Annotated in this window: 13 protein-coding genes and 1 tRNA gene; 9 read left to right on the top strand and 5 right to left on the bottom strand. The window is 63.2% G+C overall.

From position 1 onward, the window contains the following. Positions 1 to 70: 70 nt before the first annotated feature. The 3 genes from AB4Z38_RS12550 to AB4Z38_RS12540 form a co-directional block, all read right to left on the bottom strand. On the bottom strand, positions 71 to 487 hold the full coding sequence (locus tag AB4Z38_RS12550) for an NUDIX hydrolase (protein ID WP_441430024.1): 417 nt from the start codon (positions 485 to 487) through the stop codon (positions 71 to 73). Further along, complete coding sequence (locus tag AB4Z38_RS12545; protein WP_441430023.1) at positions 484 to 939, bottom strand: DUF6314 family protein; 456 nt, start codon at positions 937 to 939, stop codon at positions 484 to 486. The genes AB4Z38_RS12550 and AB4Z38_RS12545 overlap by 4 nt, the downstream gene beginning before the upstream one ends. A 1-nt stretch (position 940) precedes the next feature. Further along, positions 941 to 1,013: transfer RNA gene (locus AB4Z38_RS12540), tRNA-Arg, on the bottom strand. Positions 1,014 to 1,156: 143 nt separating this feature from the next. Between AB4Z38_RS12540 and AB4Z38_RS12535 the strand changes: the two genes are divergently transcribed. The 3 genes from AB4Z38_RS12535 to AB4Z38_RS12525 all read left to right on the top strand — a co-directional run bounded on the left by AB4Z38_RS12535 (position 1,157) and on the right by AB4Z38_RS12525 (position 4,146). After that, positions 1,157 to 1,921 (top strand): hypothetical protein, encoded by a 765-nt coding sequence (locus AB4Z38_RS12535; protein WP_441430022.1) that lies wholly within the window; start codon positions 1,157 to 1,159, stop codon positions 1,919 to 1,921. 277 nt (positions 1,922 to 2,198) lie between these two features. Beyond that, the gene (locus tag AB4Z38_RS12530) at positions 2,199 to 2,636 is read left to right on the top strand and encodes a DUF7793 family protein (protein WP_441430021.1); all 438 of its coding nucleotides are present in this window, start codon (positions 2,199 to 2,201) and stop codon (positions 2,634 to 2,636) included. Beyond that, positions 2,626 to 4,146, top strand: coding sequence for a putative bifunctional diguanylate cyclase/phosphodiesterase (locus AB4Z38_RS12525; protein WP_441430020.1), 1,521 nt, complete (start codon positions 2,626 to 2,628; stop codon positions 4,144 to 4,146). Before AB4Z38_RS12530 ends, AB4Z38_RS12525 begins: the two co-directional genes overlap by 11 nt. Before the next feature lie 76 nt (positions 4,147 to 4,222). Here AB4Z38_RS12525 and AB4Z38_RS12520 read toward each other — a convergent pair whose 3' ends face one another. Then, positions 4,223 to 4,516, bottom strand: a complete 294-nt coding sequence (locus AB4Z38_RS12520) for a hypothetical protein (protein ID WP_441430019.1) — start codon at positions 4,514 to 4,516, stop codon at positions 4,223 to 4,225. Positions 4,517 to 4,687: 171 nt separating this feature from the next. Between AB4Z38_RS12520 and AB4Z38_RS12515 the strand changes: the two genes are divergently transcribed. Continuing rightward, positions 4,688 to 5,722 carry a hypothetical protein gene (locus AB4Z38_RS12515; RefSeq protein ID WP_441430018.1) on the top strand — a complete coding sequence of 345 codons (1,035 nt, stop codon included), beginning with the start codon at positions 4,688 to 4,690 and terminating at the stop codon, positions 5,720 to 5,722. Between the two features lie 41 nt (positions 5,723 to 5,763). On the opposite strand, the gene AB4Z38_RS12510 is transcribed toward AB4Z38_RS12515, so the two are convergent. Then, on the bottom strand, positions 5,764 to 6,390 hold the full coding sequence (locus AB4Z38_RS12510; protein WP_441430017.1) for a hypothetical protein: 627 nt from the start codon (positions 6,388 to 6,390) through the stop codon (positions 5,764 to 5,766). A gap of 33 nt (positions 6,391 to 6,423) precedes the next feature. Between AB4Z38_RS12510 and AB4Z38_RS12505 the strand changes: the two genes are divergently transcribed. The 5 genes from AB4Z38_RS12505 to AB4Z38_RS12485 all read left to right on the top strand — a co-directional run bounded on the left by AB4Z38_RS12505 (position 6,424) and on the right by AB4Z38_RS12485 (position 13,199). Further along, complete coding sequence (locus tag AB4Z38_RS12505; RefSeq protein WP_441430016.1) at positions 6,424 to 7,266, top strand: inositol monophosphatase family protein; 843 nt, start codon at positions 6,424 to 6,426, stop codon at positions 7,264 to 7,266. A gap of 226 nt (positions 7,267 to 7,492) precedes the next feature. Continuing rightward, entirely contained in the window at positions 7,493 to 10,054 is a 2,562-nt protein-coding gene (gene pcrA, locus AB4Z38_RS12500; protein WP_441430015.1) for a DNA helicase PcrA, read from the top strand. Positions 10,055 to 10,338: 284 nt separating this feature from the next. Next, positions 10,339 to 11,508: an ADP-forming succinate--CoA ligase subunit beta gene (gene sucC / locus AB4Z38_RS12495; protein ID WP_441430014.1), complete on the top strand. Its 1,170-nt coding sequence runs from the start codon at positions 10,339 to 10,341 to the stop codon at positions 11,506 to 11,508. A gap of 12 nt (positions 11,509 to 11,520) precedes the next feature. Further along, positions 11,521 to 12,423, top strand: a complete 903-nt coding sequence (gene sucD, locus AB4Z38_RS12490; RefSeq protein ID WP_441430013.1) for a succinate--CoA ligase subunit alpha — start codon at positions 11,521 to 11,523, stop codon at positions 12,421 to 12,423. Between the two features lie 371 nt (positions 12,424 to 12,794). Next, on the top strand, positions 12,795 to 13,199 hold the full coding sequence (locus AB4Z38_RS12485) for a tautomerase family protein (protein ID WP_441430012.1): 405 nt from the start codon (positions 12,795 to 12,797) through the stop codon (positions 13,197 to 13,199). Positions 13,200 to 13,368 lie beyond the last annotated feature (169 nt).

Below are 13,368 nucleotides of genomic sequence, written 5' to 3'. Positions count from 1 at the left end.
CGGATTTTCATGGGAAAACAGGGAAGTTCAGGTAGTGACACCCGCAGCATTGTCCCCGCGCGGGGACGCCCTACTTTTTCGCGAGCAAGGGAAGGACATGGTCCGTCAGGAGTGGAGCCAAGTCGTCCGGAAGTTCAGCAGAGAGATCCAACCAGCGGATCTCTGCGATCTCGGCCGAAGGATGGGCCTCCCACATGCCCGGTGCGGTGAAGACGGTAGCCTGGATATCCGTGGCGGCCTCGTTCGCGGCGATGGCGAGCCAACTCCCCAAGGGCTCCAGATCGGCCGGGTCGACGTCGATTCCGACTTCCTCGGCCAGCTCGCGGGATGCCGTCTCCGCCGCGGTTTCACCTGGTTCGGGCTTGCCCCCGGGGTGCATGAACTTGTCCGTGCCACGCTTGCGCACCGTCAGGAGCCGTCCGGCGTCGTCGTACACACAGACCGCGCTGACGACTATCAGGTCCTTGGCTGGACTGTTGCGGGTCATTGCTCTCTCCTTAGCCGGGATTCGAGCAGCAAATCCTTGGCCGGTCCGTGGACGTCCCAAGCGTAGCTGAAAGCATCCTGCCCGCCCCAGAGGTAATTGACTTTGTAGTCATCGGGATCGCACCAGTGGCTGTCCTCGTTGGCGTGATCGCGGAAGCTCATGCGGTGGAACGGTTTCCCGTCCGGGAAGTAGACGTCCATCGCGGCGGGAGAGCCCGAGGGGCGCAGGAGGTATTCGCGGAAGGCCGGGCCTGTGTGGGTGGGCCAGGTCACGGTGCCGTCCTCGCGAAGGAGGAGCCCGCCGTTGGGGGTTCCTGAATAGCGCACGACGCCGGTGAACGTACCGCGGGTGCCGCCCGCCCGGTCCCACAGGGACCGTTCCACGGTCCAGCTGCCCAGCAGGTAGGCCCGCAGGTCTTGCACCGGAGACGATTCGCGCAGCTGGTCTTTCAAGTGCCCTCGATTGGAATCGAACCAACGACACCGGCTTTAGGAGAGCCGTGCTCTATCCACTGAGCTACGAGGGCCTGTGCGCGTGCTGGAAGCTCCTGGGAGCCGCTGGCCGGGCACGCATACAAGCATACAAGCTGCAGGGGCAGCCGTTGAACACTAGTGGCCCCTGAACACCGACGGCCCGCGCCCCCGAACGCCGCGCGCTAGGCTGGCGCGCATGAGAGAGCAGATGACGGCGCCGGCCGCCTTCGGCGACCACCTCCCGGACCTGGGCACCATCCGCTCGAACATCGGCGGCTGGGCCCAGTTGAGCGTGGTGCAGTATTTCGTGGCCGAATCGGCGGTGATCGAAGCCTGGCTCGGTCCCGGGCCCTACGATCGCCGGACGGGCTTCATCAGCGATCTTGGCGCGCTCAGGTGCGGGATCTACGAACACCGCGACGTCTGTTCGCCGCTGCATCTGCTCATGAATGCCTCCTTTGTGGTGCAGGGCCTCGGCATGCTTTTCGGGGCGCTGCTGCTGACTTCGGCGCTCCTCTGCATAGCTGCCCGTCCCGGAGTGCGCATCCTGGAGGGTGCTGCCTACCGTAAAGCGTGGCCCACCGCCGTCGCGGTCCGGGTCCTGGCGGGTATCTCCGGGCTGGGAACCGTGGTTGTTGGTTTTGTGCCGGAAGACCTCGGATCTCCCTTCCACCTTGTGGGCGCCCTCATGTTCTTCATCGGTGGAGCATTCGCACTGTTGCTCCTCGGGCTGCTCTGGCTGCCCCATACCGCGATGAGCTGGTTCATCCTGGCGTGCGGGACGTTGACGCTGGGCGCCCTCGTGGTCGGTGGCCTGACAAGGATGGATGTCCCCGAGCCTGGAACCTTGGAACGCCTGATGGCTTATCCGGTCACGATCGGATTTTCCGTCGCCGGGCTAGTGGTGGCGCAAAGGGTTCGGGAAGTACGGCGAACGGCGGCGCGGCTTGCAAAACGCTGAGTTTTCGTGGGTAGCCTCGTGTCAGCGGGTGGGCAATCTTTGCACTATCATGAGTGCACTCACCGGAATGGCGCCGGGCTGAGGGTTCCATGCAGTCTTGGCGCAGACTAGATTGATCGACACGGCAGAACATAGGACCCATGACTCATCAGCTTGTTCTGCGTCGTCCGGGACACGCAGGCGATATATTCCCCATAAGGGCAGCTTCCGGGCTCTCGGGTAGCGCCCTTATGGGCCCCCACGGGCCCATCGTCCGACGGCGGCAGGCCACGCAGCGATGAGCGCCCAGACACTGCCCGCCCGGCTTCCCGATGATGCCTTGGATGCTTCATCCGAAGACGTGCCTGCCCCTGCCGATCAGATCACCGTCGACTTGGCGGAGGACGGGATTGTCGAAGTCACCCTGCCGCCGAACACCGTAGTCCGCTCGCCGGAGGCGCGGGCGGCCGCGGCAGCCGTTCGCATGTTTGCGGACGGACGGAGGCTTCCGCTTCTGCTCAGGGTGACAGGAGTGCTGTCCGTCACGGACGACGCGCGCCTGACGTACTCGAATTCCGTGGTCGTTTCAGCCTGTGCCCTCTTGGGGGAGAGTCCTGTGGACCGTGTGATCGCGCACTTTCTCCTGCGCGCGAAGCCAGGCTCCCTTCCGGGACAGTTCTTCACCTCCGAGGCCGAAGCCCGTGACTGGTTGAGAGAGCACCACCGTGAATCGTGAGCCCCAGGACCCCCGGCTCCTTGCCCTTGTTGAAGGGGTGGTCCGGATTGCGGACGGCGACCTCAGCACGAGGATCCCGGTCTCCGGTCCGCGGGACGAAGTGGCTGCTGTCATTACCGGGATCAACCTCATGGCGGACGATCTCCAGGCCATCTACCAGGAGCTCGAGGAACGGGTCGAAAGCCGAACAGCCATGCTGCGCGAGGCCCAGATCGAACTCGAAAGGATGGCGCTCACTGATCCGCTGACCCAGTTGGCCAACCGCACCGCACTCGAAAGGGCGCTGAACCATGAACTCGTCGAATCCGAAAGGGGCGAGCTCCCACCCGCATTGCTCGTTTTGGACTTGAACTCATTCAAGGGGATCAACGACACGTTGGGGCACGGCGCGGGGGACACCGTCTTGAAGGTCACGGCCAGGCGCCTGCTCGCCGCGGTCCGCGACACTGACATGGTGGCCAGGCTCGGCGGGGACGAATTCGCCGTCATGATGCCCAAATCCAATGCGGCGCACGCGAGGGGCGTTGCCAAGCGGATCCTCCGAGCAGTCGGTGAGAGCATCGACATTGGCGAAGTCCGGATCATCTGTGGAACCAGCATCGGGCTCCGGGTCGCCGAGCCCGGACAGTCCGTGGACGACCTGGTAATGGAAGCCGATACGGCCATGTATGCGGCAAAGGCCGAGCCGGGGAGCAGCGTCAGGGTTTTCGAGCCGGCTTTGTTGTACGCGCGCCGACTCCAAGGACTCATGATCTCCGAGCTGCGTGAAGCCATCCGGACAGATCAGCTGGTCCTCCACTTCCAGCCTGTTGTCGAGTTGGCCTCTGGCCGGATTGAAGGCGCTGAAGCGCTGGTGCGGTGGAACCACCCCGACAGGGGATTGTTGATGCCGGATGCATTCATCCCTCTGGCTGAGGAAACCGGAATCATCATCGATCTCGGCTATTGGGTTCTTCGGCGGGCGATGCAGCAATTGCGCGAGTGGCTGGACGGCCCGGGCGTGGACGAAGACTTCAGCATGCGCGTCAATATTTCGACAACCGAACTGCAAAGCCTGGAATTGATCGAGCATGTGCGGGAAGTGCTCGCCGAAACCGGAGTGGAGGCATCCAAGCTGGTCATCGAGCTGACGGAGTCGATGGCGGTGAACGGCAGCGACATCGACAAATACTCTCTGACCGGCCTCCGGCGTCTGGGTATCCGCTTGGAAATCGACGATTTCGGCACCGGCTATTCGTCTATCAGCTACCTGCGCAGCCTTCCCGTCAACGTGGTCAAGATCGACCGCTCCCTTATCCAAGGCCTGGGCACGGACGACAAGGAACGGGACTTTGTGGCGGCTGTTCTCCAGCTGATTCATGCATGCGGAATGCAGGCCGTTGCCGAGGGCATCGAAACGGCGGAGCAGGCGGCTGAGCTTGCCCGACTGGGCTGCGCCAGTGGCCAGGGGTATTACTTTGGCCGGCCCATGGCAGCAGAAAAATTCGCGGAACTGCTGCGCGCCACCTGAGCATGCCTCCCGCGGTAAGGGAAAGGCAGGCAACGGAAAGGCACCGGACCTCGGGTCCGGTGCCTTTCAGGTGTAGCTAGTTGGAGGGGGTGGAGTTGGTGGCGGCGTTGGGCCACCAACCTGTGGCCTGAGGTGAACCCTGGGTAGTGGCGTTGGGCCACCAGCCTGTGGCCTCTGCCGAGTTCTGGGCGAAGTTCGGCCACCAGCCCGTGGCCTCTGCCGAGTTCTGGGCGAAGTTCGGCCACCAGCCCGTGGCTATGGACGAATCCTGCGAGGGACTCTGGCTGCTGGCGGACACTGCTGCCGAGCCGGTAATTCCTGCGAGCAAGATTGCTGCTGCCGCGAGGAGGGCGGCGAGAGTTCTTTTCATGCGAAAGCTCCTGATGGTATGTGACTGATGCGACTGGAGTGAACGAAGTGAAGCACGCTCATTATAAGAGTAACGACACGCCGTGTCATCAGTGTTCGTCCACACGGTGCAGAAACATGCTAAACGCTCGCCTGAATCATCGGCGGAGTGTCTCAGGGACATAATGGAGCCATGGGAGAAAAGAAGGTTGCGCCGTCGTACGCCGCTGCGGAACTGCAGGCGAGGGGGCACCGGGCCAGCCACGACTTCGCCAAGGCTGCCGATGGCGCGCGTTCTGCCGCCGATATTGCCCTTGATGAGGGCGATTCCGCCGGCTGGTGGAACATGACTTTCCTTCAAGCAGAGAATCTTCTCGACGCAGGTGATTTCGCTGCGAGCACTACGCTGGCGAGGTCCCTTTCCGAGGCATCGTTGGCTGTGGCCTCACCCCAACACCGGGCCCGGGCACTGATCTTGATGGCGAACTCCCTGCGGGGTGAAGGGCTCCTGGAGATGGCCACCTCGGCTGCGGCGTCGGCAGTTGGATTGGTCGATGATGACGCAGACATGGAAATCGACGTCCATGCCCGGCAGGCACTGATCGCGGCGTTCGGCGAATCCGGCAAACTTGAGGAGGCATGGGGGGAGTGCCTGTCCCTCTCGGAAAGAATCTCCGATGAAATGGATGACCAGTTGGCCGGCAAAGCGTACTGGGTGATCGGCAATGTGGCCTTCCTTTGCGACAAAATCGATGAAGGGCTCCACTACCATGAGCTTGCTGCGGAAACCTTTTCCCCGTCCCGGAACCTTGATGTCTGGGCCAAATTCAACAAGGCGTCGGCGGCGATGAGGCTGGCGGCGGAAGTGGCAGATGCGGCCACCCTGCGGTGCATTGAACGGGCGGAGCTTGCCACCGATGTCGTCGGTGGCAGCGAAGAGGAAATTCTCCTGCTTCGACTCAACCGCGCGCATTGGAACTACCTGGCGGGAGACGCCGGGGCGGCGCTTGAGCTGCTGCACGAAATCAGGGGCCGCGCTGACCAACTGCCCGCTCAGATGGCAGGCGAGGTCTACCTCTTGATGGCGCGGGCCCAAGCCGGTACTGGGAACCAGCAGGCAGCGAAAGAAAGCCTGGTCGAAGCGGCCGATCGCTTCGACAAAGCCGGCGCCCACCAGCGGGCCCTCCAAGCCCGGGAGATGCTCGTTCCGGGGCCTGATTCGGAATAGGGCCTGATTCGGAATAGGAGCGCCCGCGGGCGCTGGCCCTGTTAGGCGCTCTTGGAACGCCGCCGCCCCAGGAACACAGCCGCGCCGCCAGCCAAAAGGCTCAGCAGGAACAGTACCCAGCCCACAACGGTGAGCGTGGAAGCCAAAGCCACTTGGCCGGCGTCGGGCGTTGCGGATCCCAGCGCGGCGTCAACTGCCACGTTGCTCCACAAGCGGACTACGGCGAAGAGCAGGGGCGCAGCCCACAAGGCCCAGCGCAGTGCCTTTCCGGCCACATTCGTGCCAATGAGCAGAAGCCAGGTGAAGCCGAAGATCAGCGGAAACAGGGTTCCGGCGGTCTTGTGGATGTAGCTGAGCTGTCCGCGGGCGTCGTCCGTCATGGCGCCGTGCAATTGATGGACGTAGTCGGTGGAGAACCCTCCGATGAGGGAATCGGGCATGGCCATGCCGCCGGACAACTGGGTCATCTGGTTCAGGGTCAGCAGGTGCACGTACCAGAACAGGAAAAGGCTGGCCACCACCCCGGCAATCACTATGAGGCGGCCGTTGTTCTGAGCCTTCTCGGGGGACCGCTGGGTGGTGGGATTGATCACCGACGGCAAGTGGTGCTGGGGGACAGCGGCATTGGCGCCATGCTTCTTGATGCGTTGGGCTGGGGTCTTGGCCATGTCATTCATTATCCCGGCACATAAGCTGGACCCATGACCACTGGCAGGCACTCCGCCACAGAACTTGATCCTTCGCTCGACGACTACGAACTCGCTGCGGCCCTGGTCCGCGAAGCCGGGCAGCTCGCCCTGCTGATGCGGATGGGCGGCTTGCAGGGAGAACGGAAGACCTCGGTTTCGGACGTGGTGACCGCCGCCGACCATGCGGCTGAAGCCTACGTCCTCGAGCAACTGCGCCGTTGCCGCCCGGACGATGGCATCCTGGGTGAAGAAGGAAGCTCGGTGGCAGGAAACAGCGGCCGCACGTGGGTGATCGATCCCGTGGACGGTACCTACAATTTCCTGCACGGCTCCACGTATTGGTGCTCTGCGATCGCCTTGAAGCACGAGCGCACGGCAACACATGGGGTCGCCTCGGACGCCGACGTCATCCTCGGGGCCATCTATCAGCCGGAGCTGGACAAGCTCTGGACCGGCGGCGAAGGCCACCCCGCGACCCTCAACGACGAACGGATCCCGGGACCGTCGGGGGCTGCCCTCAGTCAACTCGGTGCCGCGACCTACATCCACCCCACCTGGCTTGCCGATCCCCGCGCCGCCATGCCCTGGCACGCTGCAGCGGTGTCCGCCGCTTCACTGCGCATGTTCGGTTCCGGCTCCTGCGATCTTGGCCGCGTGGCCGACGGCGAACTGGGCTGCTGGTTCCAACACAGCTGTCCTGAGTGGGACTGGCTCCCCGGCAAAGCGATCGTCCGCGCAGCCGGCGGGGACACCGACGTCGTACGCGTCAACGGCCTGGACTGGTTCCTTGCTGGAGGCCCGACGGCGGTACGCGAGTTGCGCGCGGCGCTCACCTCGGTGCCGCAGCTCGCCTGAGCATGCGCCGTCCTTCGTTTGACGGGTGGACATGGTGCTGCGGTTCCTGTGAGCATGCGCCGTCCTTAGTGGTGATGCACAACCCCAGGAGGGTTCCGTATTTCGACACCACACCGGGGCGGCGCGGAGCCGCCGTATTTCCCGGCTGGGCCGGTATTTGACCGGCACCGTGGAAGATCATGCGGGTCCTCCGGTGTCAGGGCCACCGCCTAGACTGGTAAACACCATGGATATGTTGTTTGACCCGTACGCGGATGGCCCCTTCAAAGCTGCAAGCCGAGCTGCCACCAAGGCCGCTCCGGCCATGCTTTCACGCGCCGGAAGCAGCCCGGCGCCTGGCGACTCTGCGCCCGGCGGGGGTGCGCCTGGCGACTCTGCGCCCGGCGGGGGTGTGTCCTGGGGTGGCACGCCCAGAGGCGGGCAAGACCGGGGCCACTCGGGCTTGCCGTCTGCGGAGGCATTGCTCGAAGGATTGAACCCCCAGCAGGAGGAAGCCGTCAAACATGCCGGCGGCCCCTTGCTGATCGTGGCCGGAGCGGGTTCGGGCAAAACCCGCGTGCTGTCAAACCGCATTGCGTACCTGATCGCCACCAGGCGGGCCCACCACGGTGAGATCCTGGCCATCACCTTCACCAACAAGGCGGCCGCGGAAATGCGGGAACGCATCGAGGCCCTGGTGGGTGCCCGCGCCAAGTCGATGTGGATCTCCACGTTCCACTCCTCCTGCGTGCGCATCCTGCGGCGCGAAGCCACAAACGTGGGGCTGAACTCCAACTTCTCCATCTACGACTCCGCGGACTCCCTGCGGCTCATCACTCTCGTAGCGAAGAACCTCGACCTGGACCCCAAGAAGTTCGCCCCCAAAGCCATCCAGCACAAGATTTCGGCCCTCAAGAACGAGCTCATTGATGACGACGCGTTTGCGTCGAGCGCCAATTACAACGAACCCTTCGAGCAAGCCGTGGCCGAGGTCTTCAAGGGCTACACCCAGCGCTTGCGCCAGGCCAATGCCATGGACTTCGACGACCTCATCGCGCAGACCGTCTACATGTTCCGGGCCTTCCCCGCGCTCGCAGAGTCCTACCGCCGTCGATTCCGCCACGTCCTCGTGGACGAGTACCAGGACACCAACCACGCCCAGTACGCATTGGTCCGCGAAATCGTCGGCGAGGGTCCCCAGGCGAGCGAGCTGACCGTCGTCGGCGACTCCGACCAATCCATCTATGCCTTCCGTGGTGCGGACATCCGCAACATCGTCGAATTCGAGAAGGACTACCCGGAAGCCCGCACCATCAAGCTGGAGCAGAACTACCGCTCCACCCAGAACATCCTGAGCGCGGCGAACTCCGTTATTTCGCGCAACCCCAACCGCCCGGACAAGAAACTCTGGACGGCCGAGGGCGACGGCGAGAAGATCATCGGCTACGTGGGGGAGAACGAGCACGACGAAGCCCAGTTCATCGCCAAGGAAATCGACCGGCTCCAGGACGAGGATGGCCTGCGTCCTGGCGACGTCGCCATTTTCTACCGCACCAACGCCCAGTCCCGCTCCATCGAAGACGTCCTGGTGCGCGTCGGCCTGCCGTACAAAGTGGTGGGCGGCACCCGATTCTACGAGCGCAAGGAAATCAAGGACGCCCTCGCGTACCTTCGTGTCCTGGTGAACCCGGACGACGACGTCAATTTGCGTCGCGTCCTCAACGAACCCAAGCGGGGAATCGGCGATCGTGCCGAAGGTGCCGTGGCGGCGCTCGCCGAACGCGAACGGACGTCGTTCATGACTGCGGCACGCAGGGCAGACCAGGCTCCCGGCATGGCCACCCGCTCCGTGAATGCGGTCCTGGGCTTCGTGAAGCTCCTCGATGACTTGGCCGAAGTGGCTTCCGGTTCGGGGGCCGCGGCAGCTTTGGAAGCTGTCCTGGAACAGACCGGCTACCTTGCCGGGCTCCGTGCCAGCACCGATCCGCAAGACGAATCCCGCGTGGAAAACCTCGCCGAACTGGTGGCGGTGGTCCGCGAATACGAGCGCGACAACCCCGAAGGCTCGCTGGGTGAGTTCCTGGAGCAAGTCTCCCTCGTAGCCGACGCCGACCAGATCCCGGACGCTCCGGAGGGATCCTCCGCGGACGCTGCCGCCGCCGTGGCAGAAGCCAAGCGGATGGGCGTGGTCACGCTCATGACCCTCCACACCGCCAAGGGCCTGGAATTCCCCGTGGTCTTCCTCACCGGCATGGAACACGGGTTGTTCCCGCATCAGCGCTCAGCAACGGATCCAAAGGAACTGGCGGAAGAGCGTCGCCTGGCCTATGTTGGCCTCACCCGTGCACGGAAACGCCTCTATGTGACACGTTCGGAGGTGCGCAGCATGTGGGGCCAGAGTCAATACAACCCCGCCAGTCAATTCCTCGAGGAAATCCCCACCGGTCTCGTGGAGTGGAAGCGCGAAGGCACCTCCCGCCAAGTGAGCGGCTGGGGCAACGCCCCTATCGGTTCCGGGCGTTACGGCGGGTCCTTCTGGGGTGCCGGAACGTCGCGCGGGGCTGCCGCCAGCGCTACGGCGGGCTTCAACGCGGACGTGCCGGCCGCCGTCGTACGCAACCGTGTCCAGCCCCAAAAGGAAGTGGTCGCCGTCGTCGTGGGGGACAAAGTGAACCACACGAGCTTCGGCAACGGCACGGTGATCGGCATCGAAGGCGCCGGTGACAAGACCGTGGCGAAGGTGAAGTTCGACGTCGGGGAGAAACGGCTGCTGTTGCGTTACGCGCCGCTGACCAAACTGGATTCCTAAAGGCTCCCAGTGGCCTGTCGTCCTGGCATGACGACGTCCGGACGCGCCGGAAAACCGCGTCATATAGCGGTTTTTCTACGGTCGATAGAAGTGTGTGCTTACTCACTTAACAGGTACTGTAGAACCGGCTGGCCTCCCCGGGGGGCTAAAGTTCGAGAGGAACTTGCGCAATGTGACCGGCTGCCTGGCGGCCGTTCGATGCGCACCTATCCGCAGCCGGTTTTCGCGGTCACCGTGGTTTCCGGCTGTACAGAAACTACTTCGACGTAGAAGGACACTAAACCGTGGACCTGTTTGAATATCAGGCGCGCGATATGTTCGAAGCGCACGGTGTACCCGTGCTCGCCGGCATCGTGGCGCACACTCCTGAAGAAGCAAAGGCTGCTGCCGAGAACATCGGCGGCGTGACCGTCGTCAAGGCGCAGGTAAAGGTCGGTGGCCGTGGCAAGGCCGGCGGTGTCAAGGTCGCAAAGTCCGCTGACGAAGCGCTGGAGCACGCCACCAACATCCTCGGCATGGACATCAAGGGCCACACCGTCAACAAGGTCATGATCGCCCAGGGCGCCGACATTGCTGAGGAATACTACTTCTCCGTCCTGCTGGACAGGGCCAACCGCAACTACCTGGCTATGTGCTCGGTTGAAGGCGGCATGGAAATCGAGCAGCTTGCTGTTGAGCGCCCCGAGGCACTCGCCAAGGTCGCCATCGATCCCGCCGTCGGAATCGACCAGGCCAAGGCCGACGAAATCGTTGCTGCTGCTGGTTTCTCCGAGGAACTGCGTGGCAAGGTTGCTTCCGTCATCCTGAAGCTCTGGGACGTCTTCAAGAAGGAAGACGCAACCCTTGTTGAGGTCAACCCCTTGGTCAAGACCGGCGCTGGCGACATCGTTGCCCTTGACGGCAAGGTCTCGCTGGACGAGAACGCCGGCTTCCGCCACCCTAAGCACGCTCACCTTGAGGACAAGGACGCGGCTGACCCGCTCGAGGCCAAGGCCAAGGAGCAGGACCTGAACTACGTGAAGCTTGACGGCTCGGTTGGCATCATCGGCAACGGCGCCGGTCTTGTGATGTCCACCCTCGACGTCGTTGCTTACGCAGGCGAAAACCACGGCAACGTCAAGCCGGCCAACTTCCTGGACATCGGCGGTGGAGCCTCCGCTGAGGTCATGGCTGCCGGCCTGGACGTCATCCTCGGTGACGAGCAGGTCAAGAGCGTTTTCGTGAACGTCTTCGGTGGCATCACGGCGTGTGACGCTGTGGCAAAGGGCATCGTCGGTGCACTGGCCGAGCTTGGTGTCCATGCCAACAAGCCGTTGGTTGTCCGCCTCGATGGCAACAATGTCGAAGAGGGCCGCCGCATCCTGGCCGAGGCCAACCACCCGCTGGTTACCCTGGCAGCCACCATGGACGAGGGCGCCGACAAGGCCGCCGAGCTCGCCAACGCAGCGAAGTAAAGGGACCTCACAATGTCTATTTATCTGAACAAGGACTCCAAGGTCATCGTCCAGGGCATCACCGGCGGCGAAGGCACCAAGCACACCGCCCTGATGCTCAAGGCCGGCACCAACATCGTCGGCGGCGTCAACGCCCGCAAGGCTGGCACCACCGTGCTGCACGGCGACAAGGAAATCACCGTCTTCGGCACCGTCAAGGAAGCCATTGCCGAGACCGGCGCCGACGTCTCGATCGTTTTCGTCCCGCCGGCATTCACCAAGGCCGCCGTCGTTGAAGCCATCGAAGCAGGCATCGGCCTGGTTGTTGTCATCACCGAAGGCGTGCCGGTTCAGGACTCCGCCGAGTTCTGGGCACTCGCCCAGGCCACGGTGGACGCTGACGGCAATCAGATCACCCGCATCATCGGCCCGAACTGCCCCGGCATCATCACCCCGGGCGAAGCCCTGGTTGGCATCACCCCGGCAAACATCACGGGCAAGGGCCCCATCGGTTTGGTCTCCAAGTCCGGTACCTTGACTTACCAGATGATGTACGAGCTGCGCGACCTCGGCTTCTCCACCGCGATCGGCATCGGTGGCGACCCCGTCATCGGCACCACGCACATCGACGCCCTGGCTGCGTTCGAGGCTGACCCGGAGACCAAGGCAATCGTCATGATCGGCGAAATCGGTGGCGACGCTGAAGAGCGGGCAGCCGACTTCATCAAGGCCAACGTCACCAAGCCGGTTGTCGGCTATGTTGCAGGCTTCACTGCCCCCGAGGGCAAGACCATGGGCCACGCAGGCGCCATCGTCTCCGGCTCCGCGGGTACGGCACAGGCCAAGAAGGAAGCTCTCGAAGCTGCAGGCGTGAAGGTCGGCAAGACGCCGTCCGAGACCGCCAAGCTCCTCCGCGAGGTCTTCGCGACCCTCTAGCAAAACCCCGCGCAGGGTTTCCGCGCGACTGAAAAGTACGACGGCGCCCGTCACCTTCCAAGTGAAGGTGACGGGCGCCGTCGTCGTTTAACTGTTGGACTGCCGGCCGAACGTTGCAAGGACCAACGCTCGCTCACCAATCGCGTCTTTTTCACGAACGCTCGCTCACCTTTGAAGGCTTTTCGCCCGACGCTCGCTCACATCAAGTGAGCGAGCGTTAGTGCTTAAGCCCATATAGGTGAGCGAGCGTTGGTGGATAAGGCCATATAGGTGAGCGAGCGTCGCGGGGGAGGGGTGCCACGGGGGAAAGAGCTTGTGGTCCAAGTCGATAGTTTGTTAGTATGTCAGGACAAACTAACTAAGGAGAGCAGATGCCCCTCGTCCGCATTGATGTCAACGAAGGCCGCACGCCTAGCCAGCTCGGTGACCTTAGCAAGCGAATCCACGATGCAATCTTCGCCGAGTATGGCATCCCCGAGCGCGATTACTTCCACATCATCACCGAGCATCCCGCGGGCCAGATTGTTGCGCAGGACGCCGGCCTTGGTTTCGAACGGAGTTCCGGCGTTGTCATGATCCAGATATTCACCCAGGGTGGGCGGAGCCGCGAAGCCAAGCAGTCCTTGTTCGCCGCCATTGCCGCCCGGCTCGGCGAGATAGGCGTCGCTGGTGAGGATGTCTTCCTGGGGTACGTGGAAAACAGTGCCGATGACTGGTCCTTCGGCTTTGGCCGGGCGCAGTATGTCACTGGCGAGCTTGCCGTTCCCGCCCGGTAACTCCGGCGTTTTGGAGCGGATTCAAGCCCGAACCGCCGCGTAGTTTAGGTCATTACGTTTCGTTGTAAATATGTCAGTACAAACCTTTGACAGGACATGAATTCTGGTGCAAAGTAGTGGTTGTGGCCCCGCTCACTGCGGGCCGGCAAAAGCACCGGAGCTCTCACCG

The organism is Arthrobacter sp. 2RAF6, assembly GCF_052115205.1.
Taxonomy (GTDB): Bacteria; Actinomycetota; Actinomycetes; order Actinomycetales; family Micrococcaceae; genus Arthrobacter.
Note: the sequence above shows the minus strand (reverse complement) of the source record. Positions and strands in the feature narration are given on the sequence as shown.

Excerpts from the sequence above, each read along its gene's own strand:
- AB4Z38_RS12485 (WP_441430012.1), top strand. The coding sequence starts at position 12,795 with ATGCCCCTCGTCCGCATTGATGTCAACGAAGGCCGCACGCCTAGCCAG.
- AB4Z38_RS12520 (WP_441430019.1), bottom strand. The coding sequence starts at position 4,516 with ATGAAAAGAACTCTCGCCGCCCTCCTCGCGGCAGCAGCAATCTTGCTC.
- AB4Z38_RS12550 (WP_441430024.1), bottom strand. The coding sequence starts at position 487 with ATGACCCGCAACAGTCCAGCCAAGGACCTGATAGTCGTCAGCGCGGTC.
- AB4Z38_RS12505 (WP_441430016.1), top strand. The coding sequence starts at position 6,424 with ATGACCACTGGCAGGCACTCCGCCACAGAACTTGATCCTTCGCTCGAC.
- AB4Z38_RS12515 (WP_441430018.1), top strand. The coding sequence starts at position 4,688 with ATGGGAGAAAAGAAGGTTGCGCCGTCGTACGCCGCTGCGGAACTGCAG.
- pcrA (WP_441430015.1), top strand. The coding sequence starts at position 7,493 with ATGGATATGTTGTTTGACCCGTACGCGGATGGCCCCTTCAAAGCTGCA.
- AB4Z38_RS12510 (WP_441430017.1), bottom strand. The coding sequence starts at position 6,390 with ATGGCCAAGACCCCAGCCCAACGCATCAAGAAGCATGGCGCCAATGCC.
- sucD (WP_441430013.1), top strand. The coding sequence starts at position 11,521 with ATGTCTATTTATCTGAACAAGGACTCCAAGGTCATCGTCCAGGGCATC.
- AB4Z38_RS12535 (WP_441430022.1), top strand. The coding sequence starts at position 1,157 with ATGAGAGAGCAGATGACGGCGCCGGCCGCCTTCGGCGACCACCTCCCG.
- AB4Z38_RS12530 (WP_441430021.1), top strand. The coding sequence starts at position 2,199 with ATGAGCGCCCAGACACTGCCCGCCCGGCTTCCCGATGATGCCTTGGAT.